15 protein-coding genes are annotated in these 15,022 nt (G+C 72.1%); 8 read left to right on the top strand and 7 right to left on the bottom strand.

What is annotated here, in order from left to right; translation table 11 throughout:
• Positions 1-3 precede the first annotated feature (3 nt).
• From TNCT6_RS26605 to TNCT6_RS26590, 4 genes are all read left to right on the top strand, one after another.
• A complete protein-coding gene (locus TNCT6_RS26605) occupies positions 4-654 on the top strand; it encodes a YitT family protein (protein WP_141362898.1) in 651 nt (216 codons plus the stop codon).
• Positions 651-1,418, top strand: a complete 768-nt coding sequence (locus TNCT6_RS26600) for a glycerophosphodiester phosphodiesterase (protein ID WP_141362896.1) — start codon at positions 651-653, stop codon at positions 1,416-1,418. Before TNCT6_RS26605 ends, TNCT6_RS26600 begins: the two co-directional genes overlap by 4 nt.
• Before the next feature lie 73 nt (positions 1,419-1,491).
• Positions 1,492-2,841, top strand: coding sequence for an MFS transporter (locus tag TNCT6_RS26595; RefSeq protein WP_141362895.1), 1,350 nt, complete (start codon positions 1,492-1,494; stop codon positions 2,839-2,841).
• A 279-nt stretch (positions 2,842-3,120) separates the two neighbouring features.
• Complete coding sequence (locus TNCT6_RS26590) at positions 3,121-3,495, top strand: RNA polymerase-binding protein RbpA (RefSeq protein ID WP_003977404.1); 375 nt, start codon at positions 3,121-3,123, stop codon at positions 3,493-3,495.
• A gap of 138 nt (positions 3,496-3,633) precedes the next feature.
• On the opposite strand, the gene fxsA is transcribed toward TNCT6_RS26590, so the two are convergent.
• The 4 genes from fxsA to TNCT6_RS26570 form a co-directional block, all read right to left on the bottom strand.
• Positions 3,634-4,209: an FxsA family membrane protein gene (gene fxsA, locus TNCT6_RS26585; protein WP_141362893.1), complete on the bottom strand. Its 576-nt coding sequence runs from the start codon at positions 4,207-4,209 to the stop codon at positions 3,634-3,636.
• Between the two features lie 41 nt (positions 4,210-4,250).
• Positions 4,251-5,057, bottom strand: a complete 807-nt coding sequence (locus TNCT6_RS26580; RefSeq protein ID WP_172633034.1) for a polyprenol monophosphomannose synthase — start codon at positions 5,055-5,057, stop codon at positions 4,251-4,253.
• Positions 5,058-5,603: 546 nt separating this feature from the next.
• Positions 5,604-7,208: an amidohydrolase gene (locus tag TNCT6_RS26575; RefSeq protein WP_141362889.1), complete on the bottom strand. Its 1,605-nt coding sequence runs from the start codon at positions 7,206-7,208 to the stop codon at positions 5,604-5,606.
• A gap of 129 nt (positions 7,209-7,337) precedes the next feature.
• Entirely contained in the window at positions 7,338-7,778 is a 441-nt protein-coding gene (locus TNCT6_RS26570; RefSeq protein WP_141362887.1) for an Lrp/AsnC family transcriptional regulator, read from the bottom strand.
• Between the two features lie 234 nt (positions 7,779-8,012).
• Here TNCT6_RS26570 and TNCT6_RS26565 point away from each other — a divergent pair, with 234 nt between their 5' ends.
• Both TNCT6_RS26565 and TNCT6_RS41085 read left to right on the top strand, forming a co-directional pair.
• Positions 8,013-8,459 carry a hypothetical protein gene (locus TNCT6_RS26565; protein ID WP_141362885.1) on the top strand — a complete coding sequence of 149 codons (447 nt, stop codon included), beginning with the start codon at positions 8,013-8,015 and terminating at the stop codon, positions 8,457-8,459.
• Positions 8,460-8,638: 179 nt separating this feature from the next.
• Entirely contained in the window at positions 8,639-8,890 is a 252-nt protein-coding gene (locus TNCT6_RS41085; protein WP_141362883.1) for a hypothetical protein, read from the top strand.
• Here the strand turns inward: TNCT6_RS41085 and TNCT6_RS26555 are convergent.
• The gene (locus tag TNCT6_RS26555) at positions 8,853-10,025 is read right to left on the bottom strand and encodes an acyl-CoA dehydrogenase family protein (RefSeq protein ID WP_141362881.1); all 1,173 of its coding nucleotides are present in this window, start codon (positions 10,023-10,025) and stop codon (positions 8,853-8,855) included. The two genes, TNCT6_RS41085 and TNCT6_RS26555, sit on opposite strands and share 38 nt — an antisense overlap.
• A gap of 323 nt (positions 10,026-10,348) precedes the next feature.
• Between TNCT6_RS26555 and TNCT6_RS26550 the strand changes: the two genes are divergently transcribed.
• Positions 10,349-11,587: a glycoside hydrolase family 18 protein gene (locus TNCT6_RS26550; protein WP_141362879.1), complete on the top strand. Its 1,239-nt coding sequence runs from the start codon at positions 10,349-10,351 to the stop codon at positions 11,585-11,587.
• Positions 11,588-11,655: 68 nt separating this feature from the next.
• Here the strand turns inward: TNCT6_RS26550 and TNCT6_RS26545 are convergent, their stop codons facing one another.
• Positions 11,656-12,276 carry a TetR/AcrR family transcriptional regulator gene (locus TNCT6_RS26545; RefSeq protein ID WP_141362878.1) on the bottom strand — a complete coding sequence of 207 codons (621 nt, stop codon included), beginning with the start codon at positions 12,274-12,276 and terminating at the stop codon, positions 11,656-11,658.
• Between the two features lie 197 nt (positions 12,277-12,473).
• Positions 12,474-13,859: a peptidase C39 family protein gene (locus TNCT6_RS26540; protein ID WP_172633032.1), complete on the bottom strand. Its 1,386-nt coding sequence runs from the start codon at positions 13,857-13,859 to the stop codon at positions 12,474-12,476.
• 273 nt (positions 13,860-14,132) lie between these two features.
• Here TNCT6_RS26540 and TNCT6_RS26535 point away from each other — a divergent pair, with 273 nt between their 5' ends.
• Positions 14,133-14,753, top strand: coding sequence for a hypothetical protein (locus TNCT6_RS26535; RefSeq protein WP_141362874.1), 621 nt, complete (start codon positions 14,133-14,135; stop codon positions 14,751-14,753).
• The last annotated feature ends 269 nt before the right edge of the window (positions 14,754-15,022 follow it).

Genomic DNA, 15,022 nt, shown 5'->3' with positions numbered 1-15,022 from the left:
GTTTTGTCCACACCGGCCCGCCTCGGGCGACGACTCATCCAGCTCTACGCCGGCCTCACGCTGTACGGCGCGAGTTCCGCGCTCCTCGTCCGGGCGGGCCTGGGCCTGGAGCCATGGAACGTGCTGCACCAGGGCCTGTCCGAACTGACGGGCCTGACGATCGGCGTGGTGTCGATCATCGTCGGCGCGATGGTTCTGCTCCTGTGGGTGCCGCTGCGCCAGCGCCCCGGGCTGGGCACGGTCTCCAACGTCTTCGTCGTCGGCCTCGCCCTGGACGGCACCCTCGCCCTGGTGCCCGACGCCCGCACACTGGCCGTCCGGGTTCCACTGCTCCTGGCGGGCATCGTGCTCAACGGAGTGGCCACCGGTCTCTACATCGCCGCCCGCTTCGGGGCCGGCCCCCGCGACGGACTGATGACCGGGCTGCACCAGCGCACCGGCCGCTCGATCCGCCTGATGCGGACGGCCGTGGAGGTGGCGGTCGTGGTCACCGGCTTCGCCCTCGGCGGCACGATCGGCGTCGGCACGGTGCTGTACGCGGTGTCCATCGGCCCGCTGGCCCAGCTCTTCCTGCGCGTGTTCGCCGTTCCGGCGCCGGCCGGGGACAAGCCCGTTGCCGCCGGGACACCCGAACGAGCCATACTGCGTCCGTGACCACGCCCGCACGCCACCCGTACCTCGACCATCCGGGACCCCTCCCGTTCGCGCACCGCGGCGGGGCGGCCGACGGGCTGGAGAACACGGTCGCGCAGTTCCGGCAGGCGGCCGGACTCGGCTACCGCTACATGGAGACCGACGTGCACGCCACGGCGGACGGCCGGCTCGTCGCCTTCCACGACGCGACCCTGGACCGGGTGACCGACGGCGCCGGCCGGATCGCGGACCTGCCGTGGGAGGACGTGCGCCAGGCGCGCGTGGCGGGCCGGGAGCCGGTGCCGCTCTTCGCGGAGCTGCTGGAGACCTTCCCCGGCGTCCGCTGGAACGTCGACGTCAAGGCCGAGCCCGCCCTGCGCCCCCTGCTGGACCTGATCGAGCGGACGAACGCCTGGGACCGCGTCTGCGTGGGCTCGTTCTCCGAGGCGCGCGTGGTCCGGGCGCAGCGCCTGGCCGGGCCGCGCCTCGCGACCTCGTACGGCACCCGCGGGGTACTGGCTCTGCGGCTGCGCTCCTGGGGTCTGCCGGCGGCGCCGCGCCGGTCCGCGGTGGCCGCGCAGGTGCCCGTCTCCCAGTACGGCGTCCCGGTGGTCGACGGGCGGTTCGTGCGCGCCGCCCACGAGCGCGGGCTGCACGTCCACGTGTGGACGATCAACGAACCCGCGCTGATGCACCGTCTCCTGGACCTCGGTGTCGATGGCATCATGACCGATCACATCGACACGTTGCGCAAGGTCATGGAGGACCGGGGCGTCTGGGCCTGAGGCCCGGCACACCCCCGTTCGCGTTCGCGGACCGTCGGCAACAGGGGAACCAGCGGGGAAGCGAGGGCACGGGGTGGGCAGTGACACCGTGCGGGCAGGACAGGCCGGCGACGAGGCCGCCGACCGGCGCCGCGAGCAGCGCGGCTGGTACTTCTACGACTGGGCGTGCTCCGTCTACTCCACGAGCGTGCTCACCGTGTTCCTCGGCCCCTACCTCACGGCGGTCGCCGAGTCGGCGGCGGACGCGGACGGGTTCGTGCACCCGCTGGGCATCCCGGTGCGGGCCGGGTCGTTCTTCGCGTACTGCGTCTCGGCGTCCGTCATCGTGGCGATCGCGCTGATGCCGGTCGCCGGCGCGGCGGCCGACCGCACCGGCCGCAAGAAGCCGCTCCTGGCGGCCGCCGCCTATGTGGGCGCCGGCGCCACCACCGGCCTGTTCTTCCTGGACGGCCACCGCTATCTGCTCGGCGGTCTGCTGCTGATCGTCGCCAACGCGTCGGTGGCCGTCTCGATGGTCCTCTACAACTCCTACCTGCCGCAGATCGCCGGGCCCGAGGAGCGCGACACGATCTCCTCGCGCGGCTGGGCCTTCGGTTACGCGGCCGGCTCACTGGTGCTGGTGGCGAACCTCGTCCTTTTCACCGCCCACGACTCCTTCGGCGTCTCCGAGTCGACGGCCGTGCGCATCTGCCTGGCCTCGGCCGGTCTGTGGTGGGGCCTCTTCACGCTCGTCCCGCTGAAGCGGCTGCGCGACCGCCGCACCGCCCCCGCCGCGGCGCGGGTCCACGGCTGGCGCCAACTCGCCTCCACCATCCGGGACATGCGGGGCAAACCGCTCACCCTGTCCTTCCTGCTGGCCTACCTCGTCTACAACGACGGCATCCAGACGGTGATCTCACAGGCCTCGGTGTACGGCTCCAGGGAGCTGGGCCTGAGCCAGTCGACGCTCATCACGGCGGTGCTGATGGTGCAGGTGCTGGCGGTGGCGGGGGCGCTCGGCATGGGCCGGCTGGCCCGCCGGTACGGGGCCAAGCGCACGATCCTCGGATCGCTGGCCGCGTGGGCGGTGATCCTGGCGGCCGGGTACTTCCTGCCGGCCGGGGCGCCGATGTGGTTCTTCGTGCTGGCGGCCGGGATCGGGCTGGTCCTCGGCGGGAGCCAGGCGCTGTCCCGGTCGCTGTTCTCGCACCTGGTCCCGCCGGGCAAGGAGGCCGAGTACTTCTCGGCGTACGAGATGAGCGACCGGGGCATGAGCTGGCTCGGCCCGCTCCTGTTCGGGCTCACCTACCAGCTGACCGGCAGCTACCGGGACGCGATCATCTCGCTGGTGGCGTTCTTCGCGATCGGGTTCGTGCTGCTCGCCCGGGTTCCGGTGCGCCGTGCGATCGGCGACGCGGGCAATCCCGTTCCGGATCGGATTTAGCGCTCAAGGCGAAAGGGCGGTAGTGTACGCGTTTGGCCTGCCAGGCGTACCGTTACTGCGCGTCAAAGATGCCGAAACGCTGGGTGACATCTCCTAACGGATGTGACAAACCGGGCGCCGGTGGGTACTGCACTGGTTGACAAGGCTGCGGCTACGACGGCGACGCATGACCCGGAACGGGAGATCGGAACGGGAATCTTTACCGCCGACCGGACGTTGACCGGATGACGACGACAGCGACACCTGTCCTGTGGGCGACAAGCCCGGGAGGCACGATTCATGAGTGAGCGAGCTCTTCGCGGCACGCGCCTCGTGGTGACCAGCTACGAGACCGACCGCGGTATCGACCTGGCCCCGCGCCAGGCCGTGGAGTACGCATGCGAGAAGGGGCACCGTTTCGAGATGCCCTTCTCGGTCGAGGCGGAGATCCCGCCGGAGTGGGAGTGCAAGGTCTGTGGGGCCCAGGCACTCCTGGTGGATGGCGACGGGCCGGAGGAGAAGAAGGCGAAGCCTGCGCGTACGCACTGGGACATGCTGATGGAGCGGCGTACCCGCGAGGAGCTCGAAGAGGTCCTCGAGGAGCGTCTCGCCGTGCTGCGGTCCGGTGCGATGAACATCGCCGTCCATCCCCGGGACAGCCGCAAGAGCGCGTAGTCCCCGCCGGGGGCCGGGCCGGTTCGCAGCGCACGCCACGTACGCCAATGGCAGCGGGCGCCGTACGTTCACGTACGGCGCCCGCTGCCATGTCCGTTCTCGGTGGCATGGGTGGCGCGATGCGCCGGTGTCACCGGGTCACCGGGTCAGCGGCGGGCGCTGCTCCCCTGACGGATCGGCCGGCCCCGACGCGCTCGCCGACTCGTCCCTGATCACCTCACCCTGGACCACCTTGCCGTCGGGGCGGTGGATGCGGGCCTGCTGGAAGGCGTCGCCGAACGTGCCGGGGGTGGCCTCGCGCAGCCTGCGGTCGACGGTCCGCCCCGTGTAGCGGCTCACGGCCTGCTGGACCGGCGGAAGCAGCAGGAGCAGGCCCACCGCGTCCGAGATCAGGCCGGGGATCATCAGCAGCAGGCCGCCCAGCATCATCAGACCGTTGCCACCGCGGCGCGAGGAGGGGGCGCCGCCCTGCTGGAGTGCCTCGTTGAGGTTCTGGAAGGCACGGCGGCCCGCCCGCTTGATCACCACCGCACCGAGGACGAGGCCGGCGACCAGCAGCAGGAAGACCGTGAACCCGCCCGCCGCTCCCGCGACCACCGTCAGCAGCCAGATCTCCAGCACGATCCACACCGCGAGGCTCAGCGGCAGATACCGGCGGGGCCGGGAACGCCGGGGCCGGGCGGAGTACGAAGAGGTCGGAGCGCCAGTCGTCATGCTCCCAGTGTGCCTGGCGGCTGCTCAATCCCGGATAAGCACTACGCCTGGGGCTTGCCGCCCCGGCTGGTGATCTTGGTCACCCGCTCCCCCACGCCCCACGCGGTGACCCGCCACAGCGCCTCGACGAGGATGTCACGGCTCATCTTGGAGTCGCCGTGCTCGCGCTCGACGAAGGTGATGGGGACCTCGACGACGTGGTAGCCGGCCTTCACGGCGCGGCGGGCCAGGTCGACCTGGAAGCAGTAGCCCTGCGAGGCGACCTCGTCCAGGCCCAGGCCCTCCAGCGTCTCCCGGCGGAAGGCGCGGTAGCCGCCGGTGATGTCCCGCAGGGGGAGGTCCAGGGCGATGCGGGAGTAAGTGCTGCCGCCGCGCGAGAGGAACTCGCGGGACTTCGGCCAGTTCACCACGCGTCCGCCCGGCACCCAGCGGGAGCCGAGCACCAGGTCGGCGCCCTTGAGGGCGGTCAGCAGCCGGGGCAGTTCCTCGGGCTGGTGGGAGCCGTCGGCGTCCATCTCGATCAGGACGCCGTAGTCGCGCTCCAGGCCCCAGCGGAAGCCCGCGAGGTAGGCGGCGCCGAGGCCCTCCTTGCCCTTGCGGTGCAGCACGTGCACCTGGCCGTCCTCGGCCGCCAGTTCGTCGGCGAGCTTGCCCGTGCCGTCGGGGCTGTTGTCGTCGGCCACGAGGACGTGCGCCTCGGGGACGGACGTGCGCACCCGGCTCACGATCGTCTTGATGTTCTCCGCCTCGTTGTAGGTCGGAATGATCACCAAGGCCGTGCCGAGCGGGCCGAGTCGCCTGTCCCGGGCCCGGGAGCCGGCCGCGGGGGTGCCGTCGCCGTCGTTCACTACTGCCCCTTCATGTCCGTACGCAGGGGACCACCCTAGTGGCCCCGGCCTGCGAGGACGTGACATCGCAGGCGTACGGGGGTGTCGATTCGGCAAGAGCGGGGTAAGAGCGCTCGCCTCGATCGTGTCATGGATCCGCCCGTCCGGCGGATGGGGGCCCGGCGCCCTTCGGGCCGACCTGGGACCCGCTGGCTGCGGGTCTACCGAAAGCCGTTGTCTACTGAGCGCCCGGGCCCCACCCGGGTCACACCTTGCCGACCGTCCGGAACGTTCCCCCGCGGACGCGGGCGCTGAGCCTGGCTCCCAGCGACGGTGACCCGGTGCGGTACACCGTCCCTGACGCAGCGGCGCCGCGACGCGGGTACGGAAGTTCCCCGGCCGGGCGTCCGGTGGTGGACCCGGCAGAACCTACCGGCCCGCTGCCGTCGCCTGTCAACCAGTGCCTTGACCTGTACAAACGACCACAACAGCCAGGTCGGGGCGGAGGATGCGCAGGTCGCGCGACCCAGCGGCGGACACGGGGCGGCGCAGCGCCTCCCCGGGAGATCACTCGCCCGGCCGTACGAACACCGTCCGTCCGCCCACCACGGTCCGCAGGCAGACGGGCAGGTCACCGCCCGGGGTGAGGTCGGGCAGCCCGGGGGTTCCCGAACGCGGGTCGGTCGACCAGCGCGCGACCCGGTCGTCGGGGGCCTGGACGACGAGTTCGCCGGTGCGCCAGACGGCGTAGTCCGCGGGGGCGCCGGGCACCAGGACGCCCGCGTCGTCCCGTCCGACCGCCCGCCAGCCGCCGCGGGTGTGCGCGGTGAACGCGGCGCGGACGGAGACGCGGTGCTCGGGGGTGCGGTGGAAGGCCGCCGCCCGGACCGTGCCCCACGGGTCCAGCGGGGTGACGGGGCTGTCGGAGCCGAAGGCGAGGGGGACGCCGGCGCGCAGCAGGGCCGCGAAGGGGTTCAGCGTCCGGGCCCGCTCGGTGCCCAGGCGCTGGGCGTACATGCCCTCCTCGCCGCCCCACAGGGCGTCGAAGGCGGGCTGTACGGACGCGGTGAGACCGAGTTCGGCGAAGGCCGCGACGGTCTCCGGCGTGAGCATCTCGGCGTGCTCGACGCGGTGCCTGGCGGCGCGGACGCGGGCCAGGCCGACCTTCTCCGCGGCGGCGCGCACACCGTCGACGACCGCGGTGACGGCGGCGTCGCCGATGGCGTGGAAGCCCGCCTGGAGGCCCGCCTCGGTGCAGGCGGCGACGTGGGCGGCGACGGCGGCCGCGTCCAGGTAGGCGGTGCCGGTGTGGGCGGCGTCGGTGTAGGACGCGTGCAGGCAGGCGGTGTGCGAGCCGATGGAGCCGTCGACGAAGAGGTCGCCGGCGGCGCCGGCGGCGCCCAGCCGGCGCGCCTTGTCGACGTCCTGCTCGGCCCAGTAGCCGACGACCCGGGGGCCGGGTTCCTCGGCGGCGAGCCGCAGCAGGCCCGTGAAGTCGTCCTCGGAGGAGATGCGCGGGCCGCCGCACTCGTGCACCGATCCGATGCCCAGGGAGGCGGCACGGGCGAGCGCCGCGCGCTGCGCCCCGGCGCGCTGGGCGGGGGTGACGGCGGCGAACGCGGCGGCCCGTACGGCGTGGTGGGCGTCGGCGGTCAGCGGGCCGTCCACGGGCCCGTGGATCTCCGGTACGAGGTCGAGCAGTGCCGTGGTGACGACCGCGGAGTGCACGTCGATACGGCTGAGGTAGAGCGGCCGGCCGCCGGTGGCCTCGTCGAGTTCGGCGCGCGTCGGGGGACGTCCGCCGGGCCAGCGGGCCGCGTCCCAGCCGTGGCCGAGCAGGACGCGGTCGTCCGGCCGGGCGGCGGCGAAGTCCCGTACCCGGGCGAGCGCCGCCTCCAGGGAGGGCGCGTCGGACAGGTCGAGACCGGTGAGCGCGAGGCCGGTGGCGGTGGTGTGCACATGGGCGTCGGTGAACGCCGGGGTGACGAGGGCGCCGTCCAGGTCGACCACCTCGTCGACACCGTCGGCGAAGGCGTCGGCGGCCCCCTCCGAGCCGACCCAGGCCACTTGGCCCGCCTCCACGACCATGGCGGTCGCGAACGGGTCGGCGGGACTGTGGATCTCGCCCCTGCGCAGAAGGACGGTCCGGACCTCGGCAGCACGCTCACTCATGCCCCCAGTCTCCCGCCTGCCCCGAACCACCCGGCACGCAGGTCACCCGGACACGCTCCGGAACTCCACCGCGGGCGCCCCGACGCCCCCGCCCCGCGTCCCGGGACGTGCCTGCTGCGCCGGATCGGGTCAGATACGGGGCGGGCGGGATTCGTACGGGGTGGAGAGGACCACCGTCGTACGGGTCGACACGCCCGCCAACGTGCGTACGCGGGCCAGCAGTTCCTCCAGCTCGTGCGGGGTGGAGACGCGGACCTTGAGGATGTAGTTCTCGTCGCCGGCGACGCTGTGGCAGGCCTCGATCTCGGGGACGCCGGCCAGCCGGTCGGCGATGTCGTCGGGGGCGCTGGGATCGAAGGGTTTGACCGAGATGAAGGCGGTCATGGGCAGCCCCACGGCCTCGGCGTCGACGACGGCGGCGTAGCCGCGGATGACACCGCGCTGCTCCAGCCGCCGCACCCGCTGGTGCACGGCCGACGTGGACAGACCGGTGGCCTTGCCCAGGTCGGTGTAGCTCATCCGCCCGTCCTTGACGAGCAGCTGCACGATCTGTCGGTCCAGCTCCTCCATGGCGCAAGAACCTACCGTGCGGCCGATCTCCCGGAACAGCCGAGCGGCCCGGGTCGTGTCCAGCCGGCGGACAAACCCACCACGGCGGGCACCTGCGAGCGGCATGTGACCAACGCCACACACCCCGAAGCCTCTCCGTGATGTTCTCGTGATTACCGCCGAGAGCGGACGGGAAGTGCTTGCTGTGGTCGAGGCCGCAGCGCCTTCACGGCCCAGCCTTAGGGGGAGAATCCCATGCAGAGTCTCAAGCGCCCTGGTCGTCCTGTGCCCAGGCGACGGCAGTCGGTCATCGAGTTCCAGCCGGAGAGCCTGGAACCCGACGTCGACGACGACGTGGACGGCGCGGAATCCGACGCCTACGACACCTTCGAGATGTACCGGGTGTTCTGCCCGGAGTGCGCGCAGCCCATCGCCCTGCTGGCGGACGAGGAGGTTCTGCCGGAGCACGCGCTGTGCGTCTCGCCGTGGAACCCGTTCGGACTCACGGTCTGCGCCGGTACGGGGCGCTGGGCGTCCGAGGCCCGGCCCGCGGACGAGTCCGTCGACCCCCAGGAGCAGGACACCGCGCTGCTGTTGACGCTCCCGCAGAGCCTCGACTGGCGCATGCAGCCCTTCTCGCACGTCGGCGGCCCGGGCTCCCGCCCGATGCGCGTGCCGCAGCTGCGCCGGTTCGCCGCCTGAGCGGCGCCGCACCGCCGGGCACCCGCGTCCGTCCGCGCACCACGGCCAGGGCGCACAGGCCGCCGTGGTGCCCGAACAGCGCCCCCGGCTCCCCGGAGGCCGCCGGCCCGGACGCCGGTGAACTCACGCGCGATTCCACCGGGCGGTGACCTGCCCGCCGTACTCCGCGTTGCCCGGGTATGACCACCACGCATCCGGCAGCCGGACGACGGCGGCGCGTCTTCGTGCCGCCGCCGCCCGCAGAATCGGTTCCGTCTGTGCCTTCGCAGCCCACGGACCCGCCGATCTACCGCGACCTGATGCGCGCCTGGGCCGACCGGGGCCGCACCCTGCCGGGACGTCACGACCCGGAGTGGGTCCGGCTGGCGGCGCCGCCGGCCGGTCTCGCGCAGCTCAGCGGGTCTCGGGACCCGCGACGTGACGGGCGATGACCATCCGCTGGATCTGGTTGGTGCCCTCGACGATCTGCAGGACCTTGGCCTCGCGCATGTAGCGCTCGGCCGGGAAGTCCGTGGTGTAGCCGTATCCGCCGAGCACCTGGACGGCGTCCGTGGTCACCTTCATGGCCGCGTCCGTGCAGAACAGCTTGGCCATGGCCGCCTGCCGCGCGAACGGCAGGCCCGCGTCGCGCAGCCGCGCCGCCGCCAGGTACAGCGCGCGGCCGGCCTCGATCTGCGTCGCCATGTCGGCGAGCATGAAGCGCAGCCCCTGGAAGTCGGAGATCGGCCGTCCGAACTGCTGCCGTCCGGCGGCGTAGCCGACCGCCTCGTCCAGCGCGGCCTGGGCGAGGCCGATGGCGCAGGCCGCGATGCCGAGGCGTCCGGAGTCGAGCGCGGACAGGGCGATGGCGAAGCCCTGTCCCTCCTCCCCCAGACGCCGGTCGTCGCCGACCCGCACACCGTCGAGATGGATCTGCGCGGTGGGTGAGCCCTTGAGGCCCATCTTCTTCTCCGGGGCAGCGGCACTCAGGCCCTCGGCGCCGGCCGGCACGAGGAAGGCGGTGATCCCGCGCGGACCCCGCTCACCGGTGCGGGCCATCACCGTGTAGAAGTCGGCGACCCCGCCGTGGGTGATCCAGGACTTGGTCCCGGTGAGCACCCACTCGTCGCCGTCCCGGACCGCCTTGGTGCTGAGCGAGGCGGCGTCGGAGCCGGAGGCCGGCTCGGAGAGGGCGTACGCGCCGAGCAGGCCGCCGCCCAGCATCGCGGGCAGATGCTCGACCTGCTGCTTCTTGGTGCCGTAGGCGGCGAGCCCGTAGGAGGCGAGGGTGTGCACGCTCAGGCCCAGGCCGACGGTGAGACGGGCCGCGGCCAGCTCCTCCAGGACCTGGAGGTAGACCTCGTAGGGCTGGTCGCCGCCACCGTACTCGGAGTCGTAGGGCAGGCCGAGCAGGCCGGAGCGGGAGAGCAGGGTGAAGACCTCGCGCGGGAAGCGTCCCGCGTCCTCCTCCTCGGCCGCCTTCGGGGCGATCTCGTGCTGCGCGATGTCGCGGACGAGCGAGATCAGGTCCCGGGCCTCCTCCGTGGGCAGTTGCCGGTCCACCGGCTGCGGGGCGCGGTCGGGCATGGCGACGCTCTCCTCCCTTTCGGGCACATCGGCGGATGTGCGCCTTGGGTGGGGCGGCTCCGCCGGGGTCTTTCTCGGGCCCAGCCGGTGTCGGCGATCCCGGGTCACGGAAGCTGCTGACCAGCGGCTGTGCGCTGTGAGTATGCCCGATCCGACGCATCTCGTCACCGGTTAACGACCGCTTACTTCAAGAAATCCCAGGGGCCCGAAATTGGTCCGAACCATTGACCGTACTGGTCTAGTCCTCCTAGGGTGCCCGAAACCAACGCTTACCGCGTTCATGCCAATCGGCACGATCCCCTCTCCCCCACGAGGAGACACCGATGCACACTCCGCACCGCCTCCGGGCGCTGCTGTCCGCCGCCTGCACCGTCGCGCTCGGCGCCGGACTGCTCGCCGGCGCGGGCACGGCCACCGCCACCGCCACCCCCACCCGGTCCGCCACCCAGACGGCCGCCGCGGGTTCCAAGGTGGTCGGCTACTTCACCGAATGGGGCGTCTACGACCGCAAGTACCACGTCAAGAACATCGAGACCTCCGGCTCAGCGGCGAAACTCACCCACATCAACTACGCCTTCGGCAACGTCACCGGCGGCAAGTGCGCCATGGGCGACTCGTACGCGGCGACCGACCGCGCCTACACCGCCGCCGAGTCGGTGGACGGGGTCGCCGACACCTGGGACCAGCCGCTGCGCGGCAACTTCAACCAGCTGCTGAAGCTGAAGAAGAAGCACCCGGGGCTGAAGGTGCTGTGGTCGTTCGGCGGCTGGACCTGGTCGGGCGGCTTCGGCGAGGCCGCGAAGAACCCGTCCGCCTTCGCCCAGTCCTGCTACGACCTGGTCAGAAACCCCAAGTGGGCGGGCGTCTTCGACGGCATCGACATCGACTGGGAGTACCCCAACGCCTGCGGCAACACCTGCGACACCAGTGGCCGCGCGGCCTACAAGAACCTGATGGCGGCGCTGCGGGCCAAGTTCGGCGGCGGTGCGCTGGTCACCGCGGCGATCCCGGCGGACGCCAGCAGCGGCGGCAAGATCGACGCGGCCGACTACGCGGGCGCCGCGGCGCATGTCGACTGGTACAACCCCATGACCTACGACTACTTCGGCGCCTGGGACGCGGCCGGGCCGACGGCTCCGCACTCGCCGCTGACCTCCTACTCCGGCATTCCGAGGACGGAGTACACCACCTCGGCGACCATCGCCAAGCTCAAGGGCCTCGGGATCCCCGCCTCGAAGCTGCTGCTCGGCATCGGCTTCTACGGCCGCGGCTGGACCGGCGTCACCCAGTCAGCGCCCGGCGGCACGGCGACCGGACCGGCGGCGGGCACGTACGAACAGGGCATCGACGACTACAAGGTGCTCAGGACCAAGTGCCCGGCGACCGGCACGGTGGGCGGCACCGCGTACGCCAAGTGCGGCAGCGAATGGTGGAGTTACGACACTCCGGCGACCATCGCGACCAAGATGACGTACAAGAACGACCAGGGCCTGGGCGGGACGTTCCTCTGGGAGCTGAGCGGGGACACCGCGAGCGGGGAGCTGATCAAGGCGATCAAGTAGCGCCAGGACCGAGGAGGCGGGGCGGAGGGCGAGTCCCCTCCCGCCTCCTCGCCCTGGGCCCTTGTCTCTCAGTCGTCGCGGCGGGCGGGTGCGGGGGCCGGGTGGGTCGGGTCGATCTCCTCGATGGCGCGCAGCGCGCCGCCGAGGGTCTTCACCAGCAACTCGCGCATGGTCTCCCGGGAGAGTCCGGGCCGGCCGATCCAGTCCAGGGTGGCGCCCTCGACACTGCACACCCAGGCGAGCAGCCCCATGCGGGCCACCGGGGCGATGGCGGTACGGCCGTAGGCTCCATCGGCGATGGTCGCGACGATGGCCTCGCGCACGCCGTCCCGGATGGCGTGCACCTCGGTGTCGAAGCCGACGCCGCCGCAGACGATGGTGCGGTAGGCGGCCTGGTTGTGCTCCGCGTAGCGCAGGTAGCCGTCGATGGTGCGCTGCACCCGGTCCACGGCCGGCATCTCCAGGCCGCGCGCCGCGGAGGTGACCAGGTCGGCGACGGAGTCCTCGATGATCGCCAGGTAGTAGCCGCGCTTGGACCGGAAGTAGTAGTAGATCAGTCCCTTGGCCACATGGGCCTGCCGGGCGATGTCGTCCATCGAGAGGGCGTCGTAGGACGTGTCGGCGAACAGCCTCCGTCCGAGGGCGAGGAGTTCGGCGCGACGACCCTCGGAGCGCTCGGTGCCGCGCACCCGGCTGGGGGTCCCCCCTGCTCGAACGGAGTTCGGAGCTTGGGGGCGGGCGGTCTCACGCGGTGGGATGTTCAATTCGACCCTGGCCTCCAACTGGCGGTCGGACAACCGCAGTATGGCAGGCCGTCATGGCCCGGAGGCAGGTCGCCTCGAAGGCCCCGGTCGCCCGGGGCCTTCGTGCACGCGCGGACTTCCGCTCAGCTCACGCCCACGGCGGCGAGCGCCTTGCGCTGTTGGCCCGTGAGGTGGGCCGGGAAGTACAGGTAGCAGATGCCGCCGGAGCCGGAGGCGACCTTGCCGGAGGCGTTGTAGCGCTTGGTCCTGAGCCAGATGTTCTCGAACTCCCGGCGCCGGTACACACGCCGTACCGCCGCGTCGTTCGGCGAGGCCGGGTCGTTGGCGATCACGTCGCCGTCCGCGGTGAAGCCGATGACGGTCATGAGGTGGCCGTTGGTGCCGTAACCGGCGCCGGTCAGCTCGGTGTTGAGGAAGGACTGGGACGTTATGGCCGGGATCCCGGCCGCGATCAGCGTCTCCAGGTCGATGAGCGAGCCGAGCCGGGTCACCACTGCCTGGAGGTCCTTGAAGGTGGCCGCGTAGGCGGCGTTGAACGGCCAGTTGCCGCAGCCTTCGTACTGATGGTCGTACGTGTACCGGGCCGCGTTGCAGACCTGCGGGTCGGCGTAGGACGGGTCGACCCAGGACAACTGCTCGGGGGTGAGCCGTCCGCCCCAGTACTCGATGATCATCTGGGAGGAGGTGGGGCTGCACCAGGCCTCGCCGCCGTTGTCGTACTCGGGGTACTGGCCGGAGTGGATCGACTGCGAGTAACGCGGGACGGTCAACTCCTTGGCCACGCCCGGTGCGGAGGCCGGGACGGTGAAGCGGTCGGGGACGTCGGAGCCCATGGCGCCGATCCGCCAGACGGTGGGCGTGAGCCGGGTCCCGGGCCTGCGGTGGAGGGTGAGCCGCAGCCGGTAGGAGGTGAGACGCAGCCCGGAGGCCGGATCGTCCAGGGAGAAGGTGTCCGTCCAGATGGTGCTGCGGCCGTCGCTCTGGCCGTCGACGGAGGTCCGTTTGACGTCCTGGTCGCCGGCCGCCCAGCGGCCCATCACGTACCAGGGGGTGTCCGTGCCGTCGGAGTACGTGCCGCGCAGTTCGACCTGGAGCCAGGTGCCGGCCGGGGTGTGCGCGTTCCAGGAGGCGACCGCCTCCGTCGCCGGGACGGACAGCCGGTGCGCCGGGCTGGTCCAGGTGGCGTACTCCCAGGTCTTGGTCGTGCCGGTGTGCGGGTCGGTGTAGTCGGTGGTGCCCGCGGGCTGCGCGATCTCGAGGCCGGGCCGGGTGCCCGCGACGGCGCGGGTACCGCGGGCCGTGCCCGCGCGCCAGTCGGTGTAGGTGGTCCAGGCGCGGTAGTCGACCGGGCGGGCCGGGGCGGCTCCGGCGCCCTTGGCGCCGGCGGCGGGGGCGGGGGCGGCCGTGGCCGCGGCGGCCAACGGGGCCGCGCCACCCGCCATCGCCGCCGCCGCGGCGACCGCGACGGCCAGGACTGATCTGCGGGACGGCTGTTCGGCTCTGCTCATAGGTGGATGACCCCCAGGTGTCCGAAGTCGGGGCGGGTCCGTGGCTGCGCCCACTATGGCCGTGACACCCGCCTCCTGCCAGCACTTCGACATACGCCACGCCCACCAATATTGGTCTCCACCACTGGCATGACCTGCGCCGAGTCCCCGCGTCGCCGGTCAGGCGGCCCGCCCGCGCGGCCCCCCGCGACCACCGGCGGCGCGGGGAGCGGTCACTAGAATGACCGGGAAGAACACACCGTCCCGTCCCCTCCACGCACTCCGGGAATCGCCATCCGCGCCCTCGCCGCCTTCCTTCGTGACGCGCCGCCGTCCTGCGGGACCGTGCGGCTGGTCGGCGTCGACGGGCACGCGGGATCCGGGAAGTCCACGTTCGCCGGGAAGTTGGCCGCGGCGATGGGGGGCGCGCCCGTGCTGCACCTGGACGACGTCGCCAGCCATGAGGAACTGTTCGCGTGGGAAGGCCGGCTGCTGAGCGAGGTCTTCGAGCCCCTCGGGCGGGGAGCGGCGGCGCGCTACGCCCCCTACGACTGGCGGGCGCGGCGGTTCGGGGCCGCGCGGACGCTGCCGCAGGCGCCCGTGGTCCTTGTGGAGGGCGTGGGCGCCGGACGGCGGGCGCTGCGTCCGTATCTGGCGCGCCTGCTGTGGATGGATCTGCCACGCGAGGAGGCCTGGGGGCGGGGCCGGTCGCGCGACGGCGAGGAACAGCGGGAGTTCTGGGCCGGGTGGGTCGAGGCCGAGCGGCGGCATTTCGCCGAGGACCCCTCGCGGCCCTTCGCCGATCTTCTGGTACGGCAGTTGCCAGAGGGATACGCGGTACTTCCGGGGCCTGCCGGGGCCGTTGGACCGGACCAGTTCGTCACCCACGGTGACGGGTCATCGGCAATGTGCTGAACTTGTGAAGACCCTTGCCAAGCAACTTTCCCGAGTCCCCCAACTCCGCTTGACCCGGGGGTCGTACAGGTCTTACGTTCTGAATGAGCGGTCATCGCGTACCGCCCGCAGTCACGAAGCCCCCGGTTGTTCCCCCGTGATCGGGGGCTTCGTTCTGCCCTCTTCGCGTTTTCCGGACGCTGCGCGACGTCATTCGCTCACCCTCGGTCACCACATCGGGTGCGTCCCTTACTCCGCCGCCTCACCGAACAGCCTGTGCGGCACCCTTC

This window comes from Streptomyces sp. 6-11-2 (assembly GCF_006540305.1).
Lineage (GTDB): Bacteria > Actinomycetota > Actinomycetes > Streptomycetales > Streptomycetaceae > Streptomyces.
The sequence above is the reverse complement of the archived record's forward strand: the minus strand, read 5'-3'. Positions and strand labels throughout refer to the sequence as shown.